Consider the following 21,311-nt stretch of genomic DNA (forward strand, 5'->3'; position numbering starts at 1 on the left):
GCAGCAGGCGGCCCGCGACCCCAATGTCGTCGCGATCAAGCAGACGCTCTACCGCACCTCCTCGAACTCGCCGATCGTCAAGGCGCTGACCGAGGCCGCCGAGGCCGGCAAGTCGGTGACCGCACTGGTCGAGCTCAAGGCCCGCTTCGACGAGGAAGCGAACATCCGCTGGGCCAAGGAGATGGAGCGCGCCGGCGTCCAGGTCGTCTACGGCTTCATCGAGCTGAAGACCCATGCCAAGCTGTCACTGGTCGTGCGGCGCGAGGCCGGCCAGCTCGTCAGCTACTGTCATATCGCGACCGGCAACTACCATCCGATCACGGCGCGCATCTACACCGACGTGTCCTTCTTCACCGCCGATCCGGTGCTTTCGCAGGATGTCGCCCGCGTCTTCAACTTCATCACCGGCTATGCCGAGCCGGCCGGGCTGGAGCGCATGGCCGTCTCGCCGACGAACCTGAAGAAGCGTCTGCTCGGCGACATCGCCGAGGAGGTCGCGCATGTGAAGGCCGGCCGCAAGGGCGCGATCTGGGGCAAGTGCAATTCGCTGGTCGATCCCGAGATCATCGACGCGCTCTATGACGCCAGCCGGGCCGGCGTCGAGATCGACTTCGTCGTGCGCGGCATTTGCTGCCTGCGGCCAGGCCTGCCCGGTTTGTCGGAGAATATCCGGGTCAAGTCGATCATCGGCCGTTTCCTGGAGCACAACCGCATCTACGCCTTCGGCGCCGGCCATGGCTTGCCTTCGCCCAAGGCGAAGGTCTACATCTCCTCCGCCGACCTGATGCCGCGCAATCTCGACCGTCGCGTCGAGGCGCTGACGCCGATCCTGAACCCGACGGTGCACCAGCAATTGCTCGATCAGATCATGCTCGCCAACCTGCTCGACAATGAGCAGAGCTGGACGATCCTGCCCGATGGCGGCTCGCGCCGCATTGTCCCGGCGCCGAACGAAGAACCGTTCAATGCGCATAATTACTTCATGACMAATCCGAGTYTGTCCGGWCGTGGAAAATCGCTCTCCAGTTCCAGTCCCCGTGCCCTTTCCCGCAAGGGAGGYCGTAAGGCCTGAATTGCAGCACGCGCCCGGCCGTCTGGCGCTCGGCGACACCATCGCCATCGTCGATATCGGCTCGAACTCGGTTCGTCTCGTCGTCTACGAGATGCTCGTTCGGGCACCGTCGCAGGTCTTCAACGAGAAGGAGATGGCCGGGCTCGGCCGGCAGGTCGCCACGACCGGCCGCCTGGCCGAGGACGCCATCGAGAAGGCGATCGCCGCGCTGGTGCGCTTCCGCATCCTCTGCGAGGCGATGCATGTCGGCGAGCTCCGCGTCATCGCCACCGCCGCCGCGCGCTATGCCGAGAACGGCCCCGAATTCATCGCCCGGGCGGAGCAGGCGATCGGCCAGCCGATCGAGCTGATCTCGGGCGGGCGCGAAGCGGTGCTGTCCGGGCTCGGTGTCATTTCCGGCTTCGACGAGCCCGATGGGGTGGTTGGCGACCTCGGCGGCGGCAGCCTCGAGCTGATCTCCGTGAAGCGCGGCGAAGTCGGGAAGGGCGCCAGCGTGCCGCTCGGCGGCCTGGCGTTGCTCGACCGCTCGAAGGGCTCGCTGAAGGCGGCCGAGAAGATCGTCAAGGACGAGCTCGACAAGCTGCCCCAGCTCGCCGCCATGAAGGGGCGGGACTTCTACGCCGTCGGCGGCACCTGGCGTGCCCTCGCGACGCTGCATCAGCGCCGGGCCAATTATCCCCTCAACGTCATGCACGGCTACGCCATCCCGCCCCGGGATGCGGCCGATTTCGTCAGGTTGGTCGAGCGCGCCGACGCCTCGGTGCTCGATGCGATCGACGCCGTCTCCTCGGCGCGCCGCCCGCTGCTGGCCTATGGCGCACTGGTGCTGGACGAGCTGATCAAGCGCGGCAAGCCGCGCAACATCGTCATCTCCGCCCAGGGCGTGCGCGAGGGCCTGCTGCACGAGCAGCTTTCGGCCGAGGAGCGCGCGGCCGATCCGCTCCTGCAGGCGGCGCGCGACTACAACCTCCTGCGCGCCCGCGATCCACGCCACGCGGCCGAGCTGATCGACTGGACCAAGGCGATCATGGAGACGGCGGGTCTGCCGCAGGACGAACCCTCGGCGCGGCTGGTCGAGGCCGTCTGCCTGCTGTCGGATATCGGCTGGCGCGCCCATCCCGACTACCGCGGCGAGCAGAGCMTSAAYGTCATYGCCCATGCCTATTTCACCGGGATAGACCATGTCGGCCGCGCCTTCCTCGCGCTGACGATCTTCCTTCGCTATGCCGGGCTGAAGGCGTCCTCGCCTGCGGCCGATGGTCTCAGGACGCTGCTGCCGCCGGCTCTGTTCGAGCGGGCGGTCCTGATCGGCGCGATCTTCCGGGTCGGCTATCTGCTCTCGGCCGGCATGGCCGGCATCCTGCCGCGCATTCCGGCGCTCTGCGTCGACAGGCGCCTCGTGCTGCGCCTGCCCGACGATCTCGCGGCGCTGGCGAGCGAGCGCGTCGAGGGACGGCTGAAGCAGCTCGCGAAGCTCCTGGCGCGGGACTACGAGATCGGGCAGGTCTGACGCCGGGGATCGACGCTCGCGTCATTCTCGGGCCGAGCGAAGCGCCGACCCGAGAATCTCTTGCAGAATCAGGGTCGAAGCCCCGCTTCGCGTGATGCCCGGGTCAAGCCCGGGCATCACGGCTATTTCTCTCAGCTCGCAGCCTYCAGCCGGGCGAAGCCCGCTTCGAGATCGGCCTTGAGGTCTTCGAGATTCTCCAGCCCGATATGGATGCGCACCGTCGGCCCCTTGTAGTCGGGCGTCGTCGCCGTGCGGTAGGCACGGCAGTCGAAGGGCAGGACGAGGCTCTCGTAGCCGCCCCAGGAGGCGCCCATGCCGAACAGCGTGAGCCCGTCCAACATCGCGGCGACCGCCTTCATCGAGACCGGCGCGAACTCGAGGCGGATCGCCATGGTCCRCATGCCGCGCAGCGTCAGGAAGGCGTCCTCCGGGGCGACGATGACGCCGAGCTCTTCCCAGGCCTTGCGCAGGGTCTTGTAGAGCTCGGGCGTGCGGGCCGAGATCGTGCCGATCAGCACGTCGGAATGGCCGGCATAGTATTTCGTGCCGGCCTGGACCGAGATGTCGACGCCGAAGGCGTGGCTGTCGAAATAGAGCGGCGTCGCCCAGGTGTTGTCCATCATCGTCAGGATGCCGCGCGCGGCGGCGGCCTTGGCGATGGCCGGGATGTCCTGCATCTCGAAGGTCTGGGAGCCGGGCGCCTCGGTCCAGACCGCCTTGGTGTTCGGTTGGAACAGCTTGGCGATGTCGGCCCCGACCAGCGGGTCGTAATAGCTGACCTCGACGCCCATCCGCTTCAGGAAGGAATCGCAGAAATTGCGCGTCGGCCGGTAGACGCTGTCCGTCACCAGCACATGGTCGCCGGCGGAGAGGAAGGCGAGGAAGGGCAGGGTGCAGGCGAGCAGCCCCGAGGGGGTCACCACGACGCCGGCGCCGCCCTCGATGGTGTTGGCCGCGGCCTCGAGCGCGTCGAGCGTCGGGTTGCCATGGGTGCCATAGGTGTAGCGCGCCTTCCGGGCGAGGAAGTCCTCGGTGTTCGGATAGATGACCGTGGAGCCTCGTACGATAGGAGGATTGACAAAGCCGTAGCTGTCGCTGGGGTCGCGGCCGGCGAGGGCGAGGCGGGTCCGTGTGCCGAGGCGGGCAAATTCAGAGGAGGGCAGCTTTTTCATGGAACCGATGCGGCTGGAGCGGAAGGCGAGGCGGCCGGGCTTGACCGTCTTGCCAAGTTCGCATGTGATGATTGTGGCGAACAAGTGGCGGCTGCGGCGGATGGCCGTTGCTTGACGCTCATGGGTCGCTCTGGCAATCGACTTGTTTAAGGGGACGCCGCCTCATTGCTGGGAACGACAGAGCGGTTTGGGAGCCGCCAGCGGCGAACCGGATTTTCGAGCGTGTCCGGATCCTCCGGTATGCTTGTTTCAACGGGAGAGTTACGATGAAAAAGCTTTTGGCAGCCGCCCTCTTTGCAGGAGCCGGGCTCGCGATTTCCGCAACGGGCGCCTCGGCCCAGGCCACGCTCGCGCAGGTCAAGCAGCGCGGCATCCTGAACTGCGGCTCGAATCCCGGCCTCGCCGGTTTCGGTGTGCCGGACGCGCAGGGCAACTGGACCGGCCTCGACGTCGACGTCTGCCGCGCCGTGGCCGCTGCGATCTTCAACGATCCGGCCAAGGTCAAGTTCATCCCGCTTTCGGCCAAGGACCGCTTCACCGCGCTCCAGTCCGGCGAGGTCGATCTGCTCGTCCGCAACTCGACCTGGACGATGACCCGCGACGCGTCGCTCGGCATCGCCTTCACCGGCGTCAACTACTATGACGGCCAGGGCTTCATGGTTCGCAAGAAGCTCGGCGTGAACTCGGCGCTGCAGCTCAACGGCGCCTCGGTCTGCACGCAGCAGGGCACGACGACGGAACTCAACCTCGCCGACTACTTCCGCGCCAACAACCTGAAATACGAGGTCGTGGCCTTCGCGACCGCCGACGAGACCATCAAGGCCTATGATGCCGGCCGCTGCGACGCCTTCACCACGGACGCCTCGGGCCTCTATGCCGAGCGCCTGAAGCTCGCCGCCCCGGACGATCACATCGTTCTGCCGGAGATCATCTCCAAGGAGCCGCTCGGCCCCTCCGTCCGCAACAATGACCCGCAGTGGTTCAACCTGGTGAAGTGGGTCGGCTACGCGATGCTGAACGCCGAGGAGCTCGGCGTCACCAAGGCCAATGTCGACCAGCAGGTGAAGTCCGACAATCCGGAGATCAAGCGCCTGCTCGGCACCGAGGGCAARTTCGGCGAGCAGATCGGCCTGACCACCGACTGGGTCGTGCGGATCGTCAAGCTGGTGGGTAACTACGGCGAATCCTTCGAGAAGAACGTCGGCCAGGGCTCGCTGCTCAAGATCGCCCGCGGCCAGAACGCGCTCTGGACCAAGGGCGGCCTGCAATACGCTCCGCCGGTTCGCTGAGCGTGCCATCGGGAGGCGCCGGATCGTCCGGCGCCTCTTCGCGATATCGCCCGGCGCCATGATCTGGGCCATGGCCCGGGCGGACCGCGACGACATCGGCCGCTCATCGGCTGCAACGACCGGTTTTCCCATGGGAACAGCGAGGATAGCCCATATCTTTGCGCTGACTGCCGCCGCGGCGATTATCGCCCCGGAGGCCCTGGCGAAGGGCGATCTGCTGGCGCAGGTGAAGGCCCGCGGGACGATCCTCTGCGGCGTCGCGCCATCGCTGCCCGGCTTCTCCATGCCTGACAGCCGGGGCAACTGGACCGGCCTCGACGTCGATCTCTGCCGCGCGCTGGCCGCCGCGATCTTCGACGATCCGGCCAGGGTGACCTTCGTGCCGCTCTCCTCGCAGGACCGTTTCACCGCCTTGCAGACGGGGGAGGTCGATCTCCTGTCGCGCAGCTCGACCTGGTCGATGACGCGCGACACGGCGCTGGGGCTGCGTTTCGCTGGGATCAATTTCTACGGCGGCGAGGGCTTCATGGTCCGCAAGGCGCTCGGCATCGCCTCCGCCACGCAGCTCGGCGGCGCCACGATCTGCGCCGAGCAGGGCACCACCACGGAGCTCAACGTCGCCGATTTCTTTCGCCGTCACGGCCTGCGCAGCGAGATCGTCACCTATCGCGGCAGCGACGAGACGCTCGACGCCTATGGGGCGGGCCGTTGCGACGCCTATGCCTATGACCGGGCCGGGCTCGCGATCCAGCGCAGCAGGCTCGCCGCGCCGCAGGATCATGTCATCCTGCCCGAGACCATTTCGAAGGAGCCGCTCGGGCCGGTGGTGAGGCAGGGTGACGAAGGCTGGTTCGGCTTGGTGAAGTGGACGCTGTTCGCGATGCTCGATGCGGAGGAGCTCGGCGTAGGCCAGAACAACGTGGAAGCGATGCGGGCCTCCGAGCGGCCGGATGTCCGCCGTCTTCTCGGCCTCGAAGGCGATTTCGGAGGAGCGCTCGGGCTCTCGCGCGACTGGGCCTACCGGATCGTCCGCCATGTCGGCAATTATGGGGAATCCTTCGAGCGCAACCTCGGCCGCGGCTCGCGGCTGGGGATCGAGCGGGGTCTGAACGCGCTCTGGACCGGAGGTGGGTTGCATTACGCGCCGCCGGTGCGCTGAAATCGGCCGGCGCAGGAGGCAGGGGCGCCGAACGGCCGGAAGCCTCGGGCTTCCGGATTGAAACGAGAAGAAGACCGCCGGAAAGGTGGTCCGGGACTTGCTATGAACGCGGCGAGAGTGGGACCAACCCGCTCCGACAGGGGAATGACGATGAAGAGTTCGATCGAGAGGCTGCGAGCGCGGCCGGTTTCTTCGCAGCCGAGCCCGGCGGATGGGCCGGCGAGGCGGTACCCGCACGCCTTGGCGACAGGGCGTCACAGGCGCGGCGCATCCGCCATGGCAGGAAGAGCGATCGACGACGGACAGGAATGACCAGAGACAATCGGTCCGGACCCAACGGCCTTCGGTGGAGTCGCACCGCCGCAGGATCGCCGGCCTCAACAAGCGAAGAAAAAAGGGCGTAACAGGTGTCGAGCATCCCGACCGAAACGGTATCACCCGGCAAGGCGTCGTTATTCTACGATCCGAAGATCCGGGGCTATGTCTATCAGATCGTTCTGCTGCTGGTGGTCGGCTTCCTGATCTGGTCAGCCGCCTCGAACGTCATCGAGAACCTGCGGGCGCAGAAGATCGCCTCGGGCTTCGGCTTCTGGCACAACGCGGCCGGCTTCGACGTCAACCAGAAGCTCATCCCCTTCAGCGCTTCGGGCTCGACCTATGGTCAGGCGTTTTTCGTCGGCCTGCTGAACACGTTGCTCGTCGCCGCGCTCGGCATCGTGCTGGCGACGATCATCGGCTTCTCGGTCGGCGTCGCGCGGCTCTCCAGCAACTGGATCATCGCCAAGCTGGCGATGATCTATGTCGAGGTCATCCGCAACATCCCGCTGCTGCTCCAGCTCTTCTTCTGGTACAACGCGGTGCTGAAGCCCCTGCCGGACGCGCGCAATTCGATCTCGCTGCCCGGCGGCATCTATCTGAACAACCGCGGCATCATCTTCCCGAACCCGCAATTCGCACCGGCCTTCGAGTGGGTGGTGATCGCTTTCCTCATCGGCATCGCGGGCTCGATCGCGTTCTACATCTGGGCGCGCGGGCAGCAGGCCAAGACGGGGAAGCAGTATCCGAACGGCTGGGTGGCGTTCGGCCTGGTCATCGGCATGCCCTTGATCGTCTTCCTGCTGGCCGGCCAGCCGCTATCCTTCGAGTATCCGCAGCAGGGCCGCTTCAACCTGACGGGCGGCCTGCAGATCTTCCCCGAATTCGTCGCGCTCCTCGTCGGCCTGTCGACCTACACGGCGGGCTTCATCGCCGAGGTCGTGCGCGCCGGCATCCTCGCTGTCTCGAAAGGGCAGACGGAAGCCGCCAACGCGCTCGGTTTGAGGTCGGGGCCGACCCTGAAGCTCGTCGTCGTGCCGCAGGCGATGCGCGTCATCATCCCGCCGCTGACCTCGCAATACCTCAACCTCGTCAAGAATTCGTCGCTGGCGGTGGCGATCGGCTATCCCGATCTCACTCAGGTCTTCATGGGCACGGTGCTGAACCAGACCGGCCAGGCCGTCGAAATGGTCTCGATCACGATGGGGGTCTACCTCACGATCTCGCTTGTGACCTCGTTCGCGATGAACATCTACAATAAGCGCATGGCGCTGGTGGAACGGTGAGGGCGCAGCGATGACCGACGCAACTCTCGACAACGCACCCAACGCCTTCGTCCGCAGGGAAACGCTCGCGCAGCAGCCGGCGCCGCTCTCGGTGGCCGGCCCGGTGGCGTGGATCCGCTCGAACCTGTTCTCCAGCCCGCTGGGCACGGTCCTGACGCTGGTGAGCCTCTACATCGTCATCGTCGGGGTGGAGGACCTGGTGCGGTTCTACATCCTCGACGCCGTCTGGACCGGTGCGAACCGCGAAGCCTGTCTCGCCGACAAGATCGGCCGGCCGGTCGGCGCGTGCTGGCCTTATGTGGTCGATCGTTTCCAGTATTTCGTCTACGGCTCCTATCCGGTCTCGCAGCGCTGGCGGGTCAACATCGTCTTCGTGATGTTCGCGCTCGGCGTCGTCTGGCTCCTCTGGAACAAGGCGCCGCTGAAGAAGCTCGGCGCCTTCTTCTTCTTCATCATCCTGCCGCTCAGCGGCTTCATCCTGCTGCTCGGCGGCGCGACGGCCGAGGGGCTGCTGCGCAATCTGCTGCTGCTCAGCGCCGCGCTGGCGGTGCTCTATGCCGTGGTGTCCTTCGTGCCTTCGCTGGCGTTCTGGACCCCTGCGCCGCTGCTGGCGGCGGAGCGCGAGGCGTCGCCCTGGCAGCGCTTCTACCGGCCGAAGCGGCTGATCCTGATGGCGCTCGTCGTCTTCGGGCTGATCGCCGTCATCCAGCAGCAGCTCGGTCTGCCGCGGGTCGATACCGGCCTSTGGGGCGGSATGACGGTGACCTTCCTGATCKCGGCGGTCGGCATCGTCTTYTCGCTGCCGCTSGGTGTCGTSCTGGCGCTSGGACGSCGCTCGCGGCTGCCGATCATCCAGCTGCTCTCGGTGATCTTCATCGAGTTCGTGCGYGGCGTGCCGYTGATCACGGTGCTGTTCATGGCGAACACCATGCTGCCGCTCTTCGTGCCGCAGGAATATTCGCCGGACCGGCTGCTGCGGCCGCTGATCGGCGTCGCGGTCTTCGCCTCGGCCTATATGGCGGAGGTCATCCGCGGCGGCCTCCAGGCGATTCCGAAGGGGCAGTTCGAAGGAGCGATGTCGCTCGGCCTCGGCTACGGGCAGATGATGCGCCTCATCATCCTGCCGCAGGCGCTGCGCATCGTCATTCCCGGCATCGTCAACACCTTCATCGGCCTGTTCAAGGACACGACGCTGGTCGCGATCGTCGGTATCTTCGACTTCCTGAACACGATCCAGGCGACGCTGGTCGACCCGACCTGGGCGACGCCGACGACGCGGACGACGGGCTATGCTTTTGCCGCGATCTTCTATTTCCTGTGCTGCTGGGGCATGTCGCGATATTCGATTGCGGTCGAGAAGCGCCTGGCTGCCGGCCAAAGACGTTGAGAGGGACAAAAACCATGGCAATGGCCGAAACCAAGATCACCGACACCCGCCCGGCAGCGCTGAAGCCGACCTCGTTGAAGACCGCGACGGCGGTGGAGATGGTCGGCGTCAACAAGTGGTACGGGGAGTTCCACGTGCTGCGCGACATCAACCTCAAGGTCTCCCGCGGCGAGAAGCTGGTCATCTGCGGCCCGTCCGGTTCGGGCAAGTCGACGATGATTCGCTGCATCAACCGGCTGGAGGAGCACCAGAAGGGCCAGATCGTCGTCGACGGCACGGAGCTCACCAACGATCTCAAGAAGATCGACGAGATCCGCCGCGACGTCGGCATGGTCTTCCAGCACTTCAACCTGTTCCCGCATCTGACGATCCTGGAGAACCTGACGCTGGCGCCGATCTGGGTCCGCAAGATGCCCAAGAAGGACGCCGAGGAGATCGGCATGCACTATCTCAAGCGCGTCAAGATTCCCGAGCAGGCTCATAAATATCCGGGCCAGCTCTCGGGCGGCCAGCAGCAGCGCGTGGCGATCGCCCGCTCGCTCTGCATGAGCCCGAAGATCATGCTGTTCGACGAGCCGACCTCGGCGCTCGACCCCGAGATGGTCAAGGAGGTGCTCGACACCATGGTCTCGCTGGCGGAGGAGGGCATGACCATGCTCTGCGTCACGCACGAGATGGGCTTCGCCCGCCAGGTCGCCGACCGCGTCATCTTCATGGACGCCGGCCAGATCGTCGAGATGAACACCCCCAACGAGTTCTTCAAGAACCCGCAGCACGAGCGCACCAAGCTCTTCCTCAGCCAGATCCTGCACTGAGAAGATCGGGCATCGTTGAATCTGGAAAGCGCGCCGGGAAACCGGCGCGCTTTTCTTTTTCGTCGAGCATTGCGTGGTGGTGGAAGCGCGAGTCATCCCGGACGCAGCCCTCGGGTCCGATCTTCGATCGGCCCAAGGATAAACTCCGCGCAGATCCGGGATCCATGCCTGAACCTTGATCGGAAGCGCTCTGGCATGGATCCCGGGTCASGCCCGGGATGACGGCGGAGGTTCTGGGTAAAATCACCACGCTCCAATGCGGAAATCATGCGGCCGGCGCCCGCGAACGCCGTTGCGCCGGACCGCGCGGCATCCTATTCTCACCGGCGATGGGGATGGAGTTCCCCCGAAACCGCCCGTGAGGGCTGATGACTCCTACCGCACGAAACTGCGGTGGGAATCCGTCCGGAGCCCGCCGCAAGGCGGGTTTTTTCATGCCCGTCGACAAGGGAGCCGAAGCGAGCATGTCCTTCTCGACCGTCGTTTTCGTCATGATCGGAGGCGCGCTCGGTACGCTGGCGCGCTACCTCATCTCCGTGCTTGCGCTGCCGATCAGCGGGAGCCTGCCCTGGGGCACCATCCTCATCAATATCGCCGGCTCCTTCGTCATCGGCTTCTTCGGCACGCTGACGCTGGCGAGCGGCCGCTTCCCGGTGTCCGAGCCCGTGCGCCTGTTCGTGATGGTCGGCCTCTGCGGCGGCTTCACCACCTTCTCGTCCTTCAGCCTGCAGACGCTCGACCTGCTGCGCAGCGGCGAGACGGTGCGGGCGGCGATCAACGTCGTCGCCTCCGTCGTGCTCTGCGTGACGGCCGTCGCGGTCGGCCACGCCGCCGCCACCCGGTTCAATGGGGATCCGCGCATCGCGCAGATGGTCATGGAGGAGGAGGCCTGAAGCCTCCTCCCTGGGCAAGCCTTGCAGCTTACTTGCCGTCGCGGGCTTTCACGGCGTGGTCGGTGAAGTCGGTGAACATGCCGTCGATGCCGAGCGCCAGATGGGCCCTGTATTCGGCAACCGGGTCGTTGTTGTAGTCGGCCGCGAGCCGGTGCGCCTCGCTGCGATAGGCCCAAGGGTGGACCACCAGCCCGGCCGCATGCGCGTCCTTCACCACATTGGTCGGCGCGATGACGTTGCGGTCGCGCTCGTCGATCTTCCCGTCGCCGTTGAGGTCCTTCGGCTTGCCGTCCGGGCCGATCGTCTGCCGGGCGCCGATCAGATAGACCTTCCAGGGGCCGACGCCGTCGGCATAGGTCGCGATCTCCTTGAGGCCCTCCGGCGACAGCATGTCGGGGAAGGTGCGGTTGTCGCCGAGCACCGCGAAGTCGTAGGGCCGGTCGAAGGGGGCGGCCAGCGTGACCTTGCCGTCCTTGTCGACGCCGTCGCCGTCAACGAGCTGCACGAGCCGGAGCTGCGTCTTCTTGCGCAGATATTTCAGGTTCGCCGTCTCGAAGCTCTGGATGAAGACCGGGGAGCTCTTCTGCGTCCAGCCTGCGTCCGTGAGCATGTCGAGCAGCTTGTCCTCGAAGGCGAGGCCGAGCGCGGCGTGGTAGGTCGGGTGCTTGGTTTCCGGATAGATGCCGATGGTCCGGCCGGTGCGGGCGCTCTCCGCCTTGGCGAGGTCGATCACCTCCTGGAAGGTCGGGATCTCGTATTTGCCGTTATGCGACTGGTCGCGGTCGGCGAAGGCCTGCTTGGCCCGCAGCGTCTTGATCTCGGCCAGTGTGAAGTCGTTGGCGAACCAGTCCGTGGTCTCGATGCCGTCGAGCTTGCGGGTGGTCTTGCGGCCGGCGAATTCCGGGCGGTCGGCGACATCGGTGGTGCCGCTCAGCATCGGCTCGTGGCGCACGACCAGCACGCCGTCCTTGGTCGAGACCAGGTCCGGCTCGATGAAGTCGGCACCGAGTGCGATGGCGCGCCGGTAACCTTCGAGCGTGTGCTCCGGCAGATAGCCGCTGGCGCCGCGATGGGCGATGACGAGGGGCGGTTGGCCCGAAAGCGTCGGCGCGGACTGCGCGCCGACGGTCAGCGGTTGCAGCGCCAGGACGGCGAAAAGCGATGTCGAGAAAAGCAGCGTCTTCTTCATGATGGGCCTCGGCTCGCGAAAGGGCGCGCGAAGCTAGGCCGCGGGATGTGACATCCCCATGAAGTGTGTTCGCGCCTGTGCGCTGCCGGCCGGGGACGGCCGACTGCGAACCGGACGTCAGGAATCTGTTTGGAAACTCTCGACCCTGCTCCGAGAGGCCATTCCCGGCGGAATGACGGCTCGGGATGAGGGTTCAGGGCGTTTCCAAACGGAACCTCAGCGGTGATTCTCGAGCGTGGTCTTGGCGTCGAGGCGCTTGGCGGGCGGCGGGGTCAGATCGGCCTGCGGCTGGGTGGCGCAAGCGGCGAGAGCGAAGGCGAAGAGGCCGAGAACGGCAAGGCGGGCGGCATTTTTCATGGTGTCGTGTCCCATTGGCCGCGACATGCGGACATCATCGAGCGCCGTCGCCCGGCTGCCGACGCGCTCAAGGATTGGGGCCTGTCGCGCCGCTTCGCCGGCTCCAAGGACCGCGCGGCCGTCGCCTCGCTGGTCTATGACGCGCTGCGCCGCAAGGCCTCCTCCAGCTACGCCATGGCTTCCGAGGAGCCGCGTGCGCTGGTGCTGGGCATGCTGATGGGCCTGCGCGGCCTGCCGCTCGCCGAGATCGCCGCGCTTTGCTCCGGCGAGAACCACGCGCCCGCGCCGCTCAGCGCCGATGAGACGGCCCTGCTCACCGCCTTCTCGGATGACGATGCGCCCGACTGGATTCGCGCGGACGTGCCGGAATGGCTCTGGCCCGCCTTCGAGGCGGCGTTCGGCGCGATGGCGGTGGAGGAGGCGCGGGCCTTGGCGGCGCGCGCGCCCGTCGATCTGCGCGTCAACCGGCTCAAGGCCGGCCGTGATGCGGTGCTGAAGGATCTCGCCCATCTCCAGCCGGAAGAGGGCGCCTGGTCGCCCGACGCCTTGCGCTTCCAGCCCGGCCATGACGGGCGCGGCCCGTCGCTCCAGACTGAAGCCCCCTTCTTTGCCGGTGCCTTCGAAATCCAGGACGAAGGCTCGCAGCTCGTGACCTTGCTTGCCGGCGCGAAGCCCGGCGATACGGTGATCGATCTTTGCGCCGGGGCAGGGGGCAAGACGCTGGCGCTGGCAGCCCTGATGGCCAATCGCGGCAATCTCTACGCCACCGATCTCGACAGCCGCCGCCTTGCCCCGCTGCATGACCGGCTGGCGCGCTCGGGCGCGGACATCGTCGATATCCGCATTCCGCGCTCGCGCGGCCACGAGCCCTTGGCGGATGTCGCCGGACAGGCCGATCTCGTYCTGGTCGATGCGCCCTGCACCGGCTCCGGCACATGGCGGCGCAATCCCGATGCRAAATGGCGCGTGCGCCCCGGCGCGCTCGCCGAGCGGATCAAGGACCAGGCCGAGGTGCTGGCCCGCGCCGCCAGGCTGGTGAAGCCGGGCGGGCGCATCGCCTACATCACCTGCTCGATGCTGCCGGAGGAGAACGACGAGGCGATCCGCGCCTTCCTCGGCCGTCACCAGGGCTTCGCCGCGGTGGCGCCCATCGACGTGCTCACCGGGGCCGAGAGCGACTTCTCCCTGCTCGCCCGCTTCGGCACGGAATTCGGCCTGCAGCTCTCGCCGCGCCGGACCGGGACGGACGGGTTCTATCTGGCTTGCCTGCGACGCGGGGATTGAGGCGGGGACAGCCGTTGCGCGCGCCCGCGTGATCCATACTCTGAGGCCGCATCGGATTGCCCCGAAAAGTGGGTTCCACTTTTCGGTCCGATGCTCTAACGGGACGCGATGACGAGCGCTCAGCCCCATCACGACTCCATCCTCATCATCGATTTCGGCTCGCAGGTGACGCAGCTGATCGCGCGGCGCATCCGCGAGATCGGCGTCTATTGCGAGATCGCCCCGTTCCAGTCGGCTGGCGRGGCGTTCCAGCGGCTGAAGCCCAAGGGCGTGATCTTCTCCGGCGGCCCGGCTTCCGTGCCGGACGAGGGCAGTCCGCGGGCTCCGGAAGCGGTCTTCTCGGCCAACATCCCGCTCATGGGCATCTGCTACGGCCAGCAGACCATGGCGCATCAGCTCGGCGGCAAGGTCGAGGGCGGCCATGCCGCTGAGTTCGGCCGCGCCGATGTCGAGATCGTCGCGCCCTCGAAGCTGTTCGAAGGCGTCTGGGAGAAGGGCGCGCGCTATCCGGTCTGGATGAGCCATGGCGACCGCGTCACCGAATTGCCGGCGGGCTTCTCGGTCAAGGCGACCTCGGAGAACGCCCCCTTCGCGGTGGCAAGCGATGAAGAGCGGCGCTTCTACACCACGATGTTCCACCCGGAGGTGGTCCACACTCCGGATGGCGGCAAGCTGCTGCGCAATTTCGTCGTCGAGATCTGCGGCTGCAAACCGGACTGGAGCATGTCGGCCTATCGCGCCGAGATGCAGAAGAAGATCAAGGAGCAGGTCGGCACCGGCCGCGTCATCTGCGGGCTCTCCGGCGGCGTCGACTCGGCGGTGGCTGCGGTGCTGATCCATGAGGCGATCGGCGACCAGCTTACCTGCGTCTTCGTCGATCATGGGTTGATGCGCCTCGGCGAGGCCGAGCAGGTCGTGACCTTGTTCAGGGATCACTACAACATCCCGCTCGTCCATGTTGAGGCCGAGGAGCTTTTCCTCTCCGAGCTGGAGAAGGTCGGTCCCGATCCGGAAGCCAAGCGCAAGACCATCGGCCGCCTCTTCATCGAGGTCTTCGACGCGGAAGCCGCCAAGATCGGCGGCGCCGACTTCCTGGCGCAGGGCACGCTCTATCCCGACGTGATCGAGAGCGTCTCCTTCTCCGGCGGGCCTTCGGTGACGATCAAGAGCCACCACAATGTCGGCGGCCTGCCCGAGCGCATGAAGATGAAGCTCRTCGAGCCGCTGCGCGAATTGTTCAAGGACGAGGTCCGCGTGCTCGGCCGCGAGCTCGGCCTGCCCGAGGCCTTCGTCGGCCGCCACCCCTTCCCGGGGCCGGGCCTCGCCATCCGCTGCCCCGGCGAGATCACCAAGGAGAAGCTCGACATCCTGCGCAAGGCCGATGCGATCTATCTCGACGAGATCCGCAAGGCGGGCCTCTACGACGTGATCTGGCAGGCCTTCGCCGTGCTGCTGCCTGTGCGCACCGTCGGCGTGATGGGCGACTACCGTACCTACGACCATGTCTGCGCGCTGCGCGCGGTGACCTCGGTCGACGGCATGACGGCGGATTTCTACCCCTTCGACATGAATTTCCTCGGCCGTGCGGCGACCCGCATCATCAACGAGGTCAAGGGCATCAACCGCGTCGTCTACGACGTGACGAGCAAGCCGCCCGGCACGATCGAGTGGGAGTGACCGAGGGTACTGTAGAGTAGTCTCACCAGATAAGCGGTATCAGGCGCCAGCGCACGCGGCGCGCATAGTCCTCATAGCCCTCGAGGCCCGTCCGCAGCGCCTGCTCCTCGATGCCGATCCGGATGCTGAACACGAGGGCGAGGATGGGGACTGTCGCAAGTCCCCACCACGAGCCGAGCACGAGCGACGTGCCGGCGATGTAGAAGAGCGAGCCGAAATACATGGGATGGCGGACAAGGGCATAAGGGCCTGTCGAGATGACCGCCTGTCCGCGGTCCTTTTGTATTTTCACGACCGGCGCCGCGAAGCTGTTCGTGCGCATGACCCAGTAAACGAAGACCAGCGCCGCCAGAAGAAGGCCGCAGCCTGCCCACTGCACGGATGGCGGCATCATCGACCAGCGCCAGCGCGCCGCATCGGCCGCCATGAAGCCCATGCCTCCGAAGATGAGGAGCAGGATCGGGACGAGAACCAGCTTGTCGGCTAGAGGCTGGTCCTTCTGCATGGGCGACTTCAGGCGTTCTCTGAGGAGCCCGGGATCGATACGCGCCATGATCGCCCCAAACAGGATCGAGAGCGCGACCATCAGGCCGAGATAGAGCCAGCCGCCGGCATAGTCGGTCGTGCCCGCGGCACCGAAGATGATCGCGCCCATGAAGCCGAACCAGACGATCGTCTGGAGGATAAGATTGAGAACGAGACCCATTGCCTGCCTCTCGCGTCGAAGCTGTTGATCCTTCCGCGCGGCATACGCCGCTGCGGGAGTTCGTTTCTCACCGGGGTCGCCGGCCACGCTTCCAGCGGCTCATGGCGTCTTCCATGGCGCCACGCATCACCCGATAGAAATCGGCCATCTCGTCGAGACGCGCGCTTGCCGTTTTGGACGCCGCGATTTCAGCTCCGGCGTTCAGCTGTTCGGCCAAGGCGTCGAGCAGGCGGTTCTGCTGCCGGATCATGACGTCGTAATCGTCTGCCACGGCATAGAGCGCACGCTTTGTCCCGGGCTGACTATGGCGACGCGCTAGCGTGTAACTCTCCAACAGTCGCGCGGCGACGCTTGCACTGCTCTTGCTGATCTCGAGGCCCTCGGTGATCCGGTCGAGGCTGGCGGGGCCGGGGCAGAGAAGCAGATAGCCATAAAGGCGAGCCGCGACGGGCGGCACGCCCCAGGGCGTGAGCAGCCGGGCCACGTCCTCCACGAACCGTTGCTCATCCTTGCTGGGCTTGTTTGATATATTCGGCATATTCCGAATATAGGGGAAATGTGGCTGGCGGCAAGCCTCGAGCGCGATGCCTCATGACAGTCTTCGAGCGCAAAATCGCGGTGTGCCCCGGGTCCCGGGCCCGGTGGCGCAAGAGGAAAATCACGATTTACGATCGTTCCTGATTTGTTCTAGAATACTGTCCTCGGCCATCTTTTCGAAGGAGGCGACCATGGAACGGGGTGTCCGGCCGCCCGAACGGGCGAATTACTTCTTCGCGCTCCTGCCCAACCCCGTCGCGGCGGCCGCGGCCGACCATATGGCCCGCGCGCTGCGCAATTGGTTCGATCTGTCCGGCAATCCGCGCGGTATCGGCAAATACCATGTCACGCTTTGGGGATGGCCTGAACGTCGTGAACCGGATTCGCAGGAACTCGCCTTGATGCACTGCGCGGCGGGGCGTGTCAGGCAGAATGGCTTCAAGCTGCGGCTCGACGAAGTCGCGACCTTCGCCCAAGGATTGGAGAAACCGGCGCTCGTCATGACCGGCCAGGACAGCGTGATCGGGGCTGACCGGCTTCACGACAGGCTGGATCGGGAACTGCGGGCAGGCGGCTTTCGGGGCAGGCGTTCTCCCTGCCATCCTCATCTGACGCTGCTCTATGACCGCTTTCGGACGAAGGCGTTCCACGTGCGGCCGTTGAGCTGGCGCGTGGCGGATTTCGTCCTGATCCGGAGCGTTCCGCGCCGGCGTTACGAAGTCCTCGGCCGCTGGCCTTTGGCCAATCCCTGATCATGCGCCGCCGCAAACCGGTTTTGCGGCGCTGATGCGGTTGCCTCGTTGCCTTGGGCACGGCTGGCTCTATCGTGCGGATCCGAAGCTCTCCCGATTCAACCGGAGCACCCGATGGCCGATCTTTCCGCTTTCCCGATCACCAAGCGCTGGCCCGCCAGCCATCCCGAACGCATCCAGCTCTATTCGCTGCCGACGCCCAACGGCGTGAAGGCCTCGATCGTGCTGGAGGAGCTGGAACTGCCCTACGAGCCGCATCTGATCGACATCGGCAAAAACGAGACCTGGGGGCCGGAATTCCTCTCGCTCAACCCCAACGGCAAGATCCCGGCGATCATCGACCCCGATGGSCCGGGCGGGAAGCCSYTCGGTCTGTKSGAATCCGGCGCGATCCTGCTCTATCTCGCCGAGAAGACCGGCAAGCTCCTGCCGAAGGACCCTGCCGCCCGCTACGAGACCATCCAGTGGGTCTTCTTCCAGATGGCGGCGATCGGGCCGATGTTCGGCCAGCTCGGCTTCTTCCATAAATTTGCCGGGCGCGAATATGAGGACAAGCGCCCGCGCGACCGTTACGCGAACGAAAGCAAGCGCCTGCTCGGCGTGCTGGAGGACCGGCTGGGCAGCCGCACCTGGATCATGGGCGACGACTATACCATCGCCGATATTTCCATGCTCGGCTGGGTGCGCAATCTCGTCGGCTTCTATGGCGCCGGCGAACTCGTCGACTATGCCAGCCTCACGCATGTGCCGATCTGGCTGGAACGCTGCCTGTCGCGCCCGGCGGTGCAGCGCGGCCTCGACAGCCCGAAGCGTCCGGCCTGAGGCGCGCTCGGTATGACGACGACGATCTACGGCATCAAGAACTGCGACACGATGAAGAAGGCGCGCGCCTGGCTCGACAGCCACGGCGTCGCTCACGCCTTCCACGACTACAAGGCGAGCGGCATCGACCGCACTTCGCTGGAAGGCTGGGTGAAGGAGCATGGCTGGGAGACGGTGCTGAACCGTGCCGGGACGACCTTCCGGGCTCTGCCGGATGCCGAGAAGCAGGGGCTCGATCCCGAAAAGGCGATCGCGCTGATGCTGGCGCAGCCCTCGATGATCAAGCGCCCGGTGCTCGATCTCGGCAAGGGCAGCACGATCGTCGGCTTCAAGCCGGAGGTTTACGAGGCGGCGGTCGCGGGGAAGTAGAAGAACCGGGTCATCCCGGACAAGCCGCGTAGCGGCGCCGATCCGGGATCCATGGCTGAGCCTTTCCGATGAAGGTTCCGGCATGGATCCCGGGTCTTCCTGCGGTGGCCCGGGATGACGATCTGATCGGGATTCCCGGTGATGACGCATGGCCCATCCGGCGCGCGGGTCTCTTCCCTAAACCGGCGCGCTGCTCTACCTCGCAGGCTATGACCGTTCAGTCCCAGCCCATGCAGCCGGACATCGCTGCCACTCCCGAATTCACCTTCAAGGTCGCGGCCCGCGACGGCGCCGCGCGCACCGGCGCGATCAGCATGCCGCGCGGCGTCATCCGCACGCCGGCCTTCATGCCGGTCGGCACGGCCGCGACCGTCAAGGGCATGTATCCCGAGCAGGTGAGGGCGCTCGGCGCCGATGTCGTGCTCGGCAACACCTATCATCTGATGCTGCGCCCGGGGGCCGAGCGTATCGCGAGGCTCGGCGGGCTGCACAAGTTCATGAACTGGCCTCACCCGATCCTGACCGACTCGGGCGGGTTCCAGGTGATGTCCCTGTCGCAGCTCAGGAAGCTGACCGAGGAGGGCGTCACCTTCCAATCGCATATCGACGGCTCGAAGCATGTGATGACTCCCGAGCGCTCGGTCGAGATCCAGAACCTGCTCGGCTCCGACATCGTGATGCAGCTCGACGAATGCGTCGCGCTGCCCTGCGAGGACAAGGTGGCCGAGAAGGCGATGCGCCTGTCGCTGCGCTGGGCCGAGCGCTGCAAAACGGCCTTCGGCACCCATCCGGGCCGCGCGCTGTTCGGCATCGTGCAGGGCGGGGCTGTGCCGAGCCTGCGCGTCGAGAGCGCACGCGAGCTCGCCGCGATGGATCTCAAGGGCTATGCCGTCGGCGGCCTCGCGGTCGGAGAGCCGCAGGAGGTCATGCTGGCGATGATCGAGGCCGTCGAGCCGCATCTGCCGCAGGAGAAGCCGCGCTATCTGATGGGCGTCGGCACGCCCGACGACATCGTCGAGGCGGTTTCGCGCGGCATCGACATGTTCGACTGCGTGATGCCGACGCGCGCCGGTCGCCATGGCCAGATCTTCACCCGCTTCGGCCGGATGAACCTCAAGAACGCCAAGCACGCCGAGGATCCGCGCCCGATCGACGAGCAATCCGCCTGCCCGGCCGCGAATGGCTGGTCGCGCGCCTATCTGCACCATCTGGTCAAGGCCGAGGAGATGCTCGGCAAGATGCTGCTGACCTGGGTGAACCTCGCCTATTATCAGGAGCTGATGGCCGGCCTGCGCGCCGCCATCGCGGCCGGGCGCCTCGCCGATTTCATCGCCGAGACGAAGGAAGGCTGGGCCAGGGGCGAGCCCGGAAGCGGCCCGGCGTGACCGTTACCGATCCCGGCCTGCTGCTCGTCAAGATGGCGATCGCGGCCGCGGTGGTGGTCACCTGTTCGCTGATCGCCGAGCGCAGCGGGCCGAAGCTCGCGGCGATGATCGCCACCTTGCCGATTTCGCTCGGCCCAGTCCTGTTCTTCCTGGCGCTCGAGCACGAGCCGGCCTTTATCGCCGAGAGCGCCCGCGGCACGATGCATTCCAATGTCGCCAATGCCGGCTTCGTCCTGGCCTATGTCCTGGTGGCGCAACGCCTGGCGACGCTGCCGAGCCTTGCTGCCGCGCTGACGGCCTGGATCGCGGTGCTTCTCGGGGTGCGAGCCCTGTCGCTGACGGCTTTGCCCCTGACGCTGCTCGCCACGGTCGCGCTTGTCCTGGTCCATCTCCTGGTGCGGCCGTTTCTCGCTGCGCGGCCCTCCGTCCTGCCAAAGCGGGCCTGGTTCGCAGTCCCGCTGCGCGCCGCTTGCGTCGCCGCCCTGGTCGGCGGCGTCACCGTGGCGAGCCATCAGGTCGGCGCGAACTGGTCGGGCATCCTCGCCGGGCTCCCGCTGGTGCTGTCGAGCCTCGTCCTGATCCTGCAACCGCGCATCGGCGGGGCCGCGACCGCCGCCCTGATCGGGAATGGCGCGCTCGGCCTGCTCGGCGTAGGCCTCGGCCTGGCCGTGCTCCACTTCACGGCCGTCCCGCTCGGCTCAGGACCGGCGCTGGCTCTCGGATTGCTGTTGTCGATCTGCTGGAATCTCGGGCTCCTGGCGCGCCGGCCGGCGCCATGACGCCACGAACAGCCCGCTGACAATCAGCCCGAAGCCGGCGAGCTGCATCGGGCCGGGGAGCTCGCCCAGCACCGGAATGGCGAGCGTCGTGCCGGTGACGGGGATCAGCGGCGGAAACCGCCCGACCACGGCGGCGCCCAGCACATGCGCGGCCCAGCCCCAGAGCCACAGACCCAGGATGACGTTGACGACGCCCTGATAGAGCGCATGCAGGAGGAGAGCCCACCAGGGCGCGATGTCGAAGCCGCGGAAGAAGAACAGGAAGTAGATCGGCAGATAGGCGAGCGACAGCACCGAGACGATCACCGCTCCCTTGAGGCCGTCGATCTTCCAGAGCTGGATCAGCAGTGGGTAGAAGCCCCAGAGCAGCCCGACGCCGAGGAAGCAGAGATCGCCCCTGAGCGTCTCGGACGCCGCCCCGCTGCTGCCGGCGAAGGCGAGGAAGCTCAAGCCGCAGATCACGCCGAGGATGCCGACGATCAACGGCGCGGAGAGCCTTGCTCCGAACAGGACGACGCTGCCGACGATGCCGATCACGGTCACGGTGCCCGGGCCG

At 66.3% G+C, this 21,311-nt stretch carries 21 protein-coding genes and 1 riboswitch; of the genes, 15 read left to right on the forward strand and 6 right to left on the reverse strand.

Translation table 11 applies throughout. From position 1 onward, the window contains the following. A partial coding sequence (gene ppk1 / locus AB4Y99_RS20690) for a polyphosphate kinase 1 (RefSeq protein ID WP_441524642.1) occupies positions 1 to 1,072 on the forward strand: 1,072 nt, incomplete at its 5' end. A gap of 1 nt (position 1,073) precedes the next feature. Beyond that, complete coding sequence (ppx, locus tag AB4Y99_RS20695) at positions 1,074 to 2,582, forward strand: exopolyphosphatase (protein WP_441524643.1); 1,509 nt, start codon at positions 1,074 to 1,076, stop codon at positions 2,580 to 2,582. 131 nt (positions 2,583 to 2,713) lie between these two features. On the opposite strand, the gene AB4Y99_RS20700 is transcribed toward ppx, so the two are convergent. Beyond that, on the reverse strand, positions 2,714 to 3,754 hold the full coding sequence (locus AB4Y99_RS20700) for a PLP-dependent transferase (RefSeq protein WP_441524644.1): 1,041 nt from the start codon (positions 3,752 to 3,754) through the stop codon (positions 2,714 to 2,716). A gap of 266 nt (positions 3,755 to 4,020) precedes the next feature. Here AB4Y99_RS20700 and AB4Y99_RS20705 point away from each other — a divergent pair, with 266 nt between their 5' ends. From AB4Y99_RS20705 to crcB, 6 genes are all read left to right on the forward strand, one after another. After that, positions 4,021 to 5,043, forward strand: a complete 1,023-nt coding sequence (locus tag AB4Y99_RS20705; protein ID WP_038368079.1) for an amino acid ABC transporter substrate-binding protein — start codon at positions 4,021 to 4,023, stop codon at positions 5,041 to 5,043. A gap of 130 nt (positions 5,044 to 5,173) precedes the next feature. Beyond that, complete coding sequence (locus AB4Y99_RS20710; protein WP_441524656.1) at positions 5,174 to 6,202, forward strand: amino acid ABC transporter substrate-binding protein; 1,029 nt, start codon at positions 5,174 to 5,176, stop codon at positions 6,200 to 6,202. Positions 6,203 to 6,609: 407 nt separating this feature from the next. Beyond that, positions 6,610 to 7,803, forward strand: coding sequence for an amino acid ABC transporter permease (locus AB4Y99_RS20715; RefSeq protein WP_248311273.1), 1,194 nt, complete (start codon positions 6,610 to 6,612; stop codon positions 7,801 to 7,803). A gap of 10 nt (positions 7,804 to 7,813) precedes the next feature. Next, the gene (locus tag AB4Y99_RS20720) at positions 7,814 to 9,190 is read left to right on the forward strand and encodes an amino acid ABC transporter permease (RefSeq protein WP_441524645.1); all 1,377 of its coding nucleotides are present in this window, start codon (positions 7,814 to 7,816) and stop codon (positions 9,188 to 9,190) included. Positions 9,191 to 9,210: 20 nt separating this feature from the next. Further along, positions 9,211 to 10,005 (forward strand): amino acid ABC transporter ATP-binding protein, encoded by a 795-nt coding sequence (locus AB4Y99_RS20725; RefSeq protein ID WP_370954309.1) that lies wholly within the window; start codon positions 9,211 to 9,213, stop codon positions 10,003 to 10,005. A gap of 322 nt (positions 10,006 to 10,327) precedes the next feature. Beyond that, positions 10,328 to 10,390, forward strand: a riboswitch (Fluoride riboswitch). Positions 10,391 to 10,469: 79 nt separating this feature from the next. After that, a complete protein-coding gene (gene crcB, locus AB4Y99_RS20730) occupies positions 10,470 to 10,898 on the forward strand; it encodes a fluoride efflux transporter CrcB (RefSeq protein WP_038368783.1) in 429 nt (142 codons plus the stop codon). Positions 10,899 to 10,926: 28 nt separating this feature from the next. Here crcB and AB4Y99_RS20735 read toward each other — a convergent pair whose 3' ends face one another. Next, positions 10,927 to 12,087 (reverse strand): glycerophosphodiester phosphodiesterase, encoded by a 1,161-nt coding sequence (locus AB4Y99_RS20735; RefSeq protein WP_441524646.1) that lies wholly within the window; start codon positions 12,085 to 12,087, stop codon positions 10,927 to 10,929. A 216-nt stretch (positions 12,088 to 12,303) separates the two neighbouring features. Then, positions 12,304 to 12,444 (reverse strand): hypothetical protein, encoded by a 141-nt coding sequence (locus tag AB4Y99_RS20740; protein ID WP_166653092.1) that lies wholly within the window; start codon positions 12,442 to 12,444, stop codon positions 12,304 to 12,306. A gap of 6 nt (positions 12,445 to 12,450) precedes the next feature. Here AB4Y99_RS20740 and AB4Y99_RS20745 point away from each other — a divergent pair, with 6 nt between their 5' ends. Further along, positions 12,451 to 13,728 (forward strand): RsmB/NOP family class I SAM-dependent RNA methyltransferase, encoded by a 1,278-nt coding sequence (locus tag AB4Y99_RS20745; RefSeq protein WP_441524647.1) that lies wholly within the window; start codon positions 12,451 to 12,453, stop codon positions 13,726 to 13,728. A 108-nt stretch (positions 13,729 to 13,836) separates the two neighbouring features. Beyond that, on the forward strand, positions 13,837 to 15,405 hold the full coding sequence (gene guaA, locus AB4Y99_RS20750; protein WP_441524648.1) for a glutamine-hydrolyzing GMP synthase: 1,569 nt from the start codon (positions 13,837 to 13,839) through the stop codon (positions 15,403 to 15,405). A gap of 22 nt (positions 15,406 to 15,427) precedes the next feature. Here guaA and AB4Y99_RS20755 read toward each other — a convergent pair whose 3' ends face one another. After that, positions 15,428 to 16,111, reverse strand: a complete 684-nt coding sequence (locus tag AB4Y99_RS20755) for a methyltransferase family protein (RefSeq protein ID WP_441524649.1) — start codon at positions 16,109 to 16,111, stop codon at positions 15,428 to 15,430. A 67-nt stretch (positions 16,112 to 16,178) separates the two neighbouring features. Further along, a complete protein-coding gene (locus tag AB4Y99_RS20760) occupies positions 16,179 to 16,604 on the reverse strand; it encodes a GbsR/MarR family transcriptional regulator (protein ID WP_441524650.1) in 426 nt (141 codons plus the stop codon). A gap of 91 nt (positions 16,605 to 16,695) precedes the next feature. Here AB4Y99_RS20760 and AB4Y99_RS20765 point away from each other — a divergent pair, with 91 nt between their 5' ends. The 5 genes from AB4Y99_RS20765 to AB4Y99_RS20785 all read left to right on the forward strand — a co-directional run bounded on the left by AB4Y99_RS20765 (position 16,696) and on the right by AB4Y99_RS20785 (position 20,755). Further along, complete coding sequence (locus AB4Y99_RS20765; protein WP_441524651.1) at positions 16,696 to 17,400, forward strand: 2'-5' RNA ligase family protein; 705 nt, start codon at positions 16,696 to 16,698, stop codon at positions 17,398 to 17,400. 114 nt (positions 17,401 to 17,514) lie between these two features. After that, complete coding sequence (locus AB4Y99_RS20770) at positions 17,515 to 18,222, forward strand: glutathione S-transferase N-terminal domain-containing protein (protein ID WP_441524652.1); 708 nt, start codon at positions 17,515 to 17,517, stop codon at positions 18,220 to 18,222. Positions 18,223 to 18,234: 12 nt separating this feature from the next. Next, positions 18,235 to 18,591 (forward strand): ArsC family reductase, encoded by a 357-nt coding sequence (locus AB4Y99_RS20775; protein ID WP_441524653.1) that lies wholly within the window; start codon positions 18,235 to 18,237, stop codon positions 18,589 to 18,591. A gap of 230 nt (positions 18,592 to 18,821) precedes the next feature. Then, positions 18,822 to 19,976 carry a tRNA guanosine(34) transglycosylase Tgt gene (gene tgt / locus AB4Y99_RS20780; RefSeq protein WP_142021060.1) on the forward strand — a complete coding sequence of 385 codons (1,155 nt, stop codon included), beginning with the start codon at positions 18,822 to 18,824 and terminating at the stop codon, positions 19,974 to 19,976. After that, positions 19,973 to 20,755 (forward strand): hypothetical protein, encoded by a 783-nt coding sequence (locus AB4Y99_RS20785; protein ID WP_441524654.1) that lies wholly within the window; start codon positions 19,973 to 19,975, stop codon positions 20,753 to 20,755. Before tgt ends, AB4Y99_RS20785 begins: the two co-directional genes overlap by 4 nt. Here AB4Y99_RS20785 and AB4Y99_RS20790 read toward each other — a convergent pair. Then, positions 20,675 to 21,311, reverse strand: a 637-nt coding sequence (locus tag AB4Y99_RS20790; protein ID WP_441524655.1) for a DMT family transporter, incomplete at its 5' end; no start/stop codon positions are given. The genes AB4Y99_RS20785 and AB4Y99_RS20790 overlap by 81 nt on opposite strands.

Origin of the sequence: Allobosea sp. TAB14 (assembly GCF_052113865.1) — a bacterium.
Classification (GTDB): Bacteria; Pseudomonadota; Alphaproteobacteria; order Rhizobiales; family Beijerinckiaceae; genus Allobosea; species Allobosea spartocytisi.

What these genes read in the sequence shown, in the direction of transcription:
- AB4Y99_RS20710 (WP_441524656.1), top strand. Translation starts at nt 5,174, where the DNA reads ATGGGAACAGCGAGGATAGCCCATATCTTTGCGCTGACTGCCGCCGCG.
- AB4Y99_RS20725 (WP_370954309.1), top strand. Translation starts at nt 9,211, where the DNA reads ATGGCCGAAACCAAGATCACCGACACCCGCCCGGCAGCGCTGAAGCCG.
- crcB (WP_038368783.1), top strand. Translation starts at nt 10,470, where the DNA reads ATGTCCTTCTCGACCGTCGTTTTCGTCATGATCGGAGGCGCGCTCGGT.
- AB4Y99_RS20735 (WP_441524646.1), bottom strand. Translation starts at nt 12,087, where the DNA reads ATGAAGAAGACGCTGCTTTTCTCGACATCGCTTTTCGCCGTCCTGGCG.
- AB4Y99_RS20740 (WP_166653092.1), bottom strand. Translation starts at nt 12,444, where the DNA reads ATGAAAAATGCCGCCCGCCTTGCCGTTCTCGGCCTCTTCGCCTTCGCT.
- AB4Y99_RS20755 (WP_441524649.1), bottom strand. Translation starts at nt 16,111, where the DNA reads ATGGGTCTCGTTCTCAATCTTATCCTCCAGACGATCGTCTGGTTCGGC.
- AB4Y99_RS20765 (WP_441524651.1), top strand. Translation starts at nt 16,696, where the DNA reads ATGCCTCATGACAGTCTTCGAGCGCAAAATCGCGGTGTGCCCCGGGTC.
- AB4Y99_RS20775 (WP_441524653.1), top strand. Translation starts at nt 18,235, where the DNA reads ATGACGACGACGATCTACGGCATCAAGAACTGCGACACGATGAAGAAG.
- tgt (WP_142021060.1), top strand. Translation starts at nt 18,822, where the DNA reads ATGCAGCCGGACATCGCTGCCACTCCCGAATTCACCTTCAAGGTCGCG.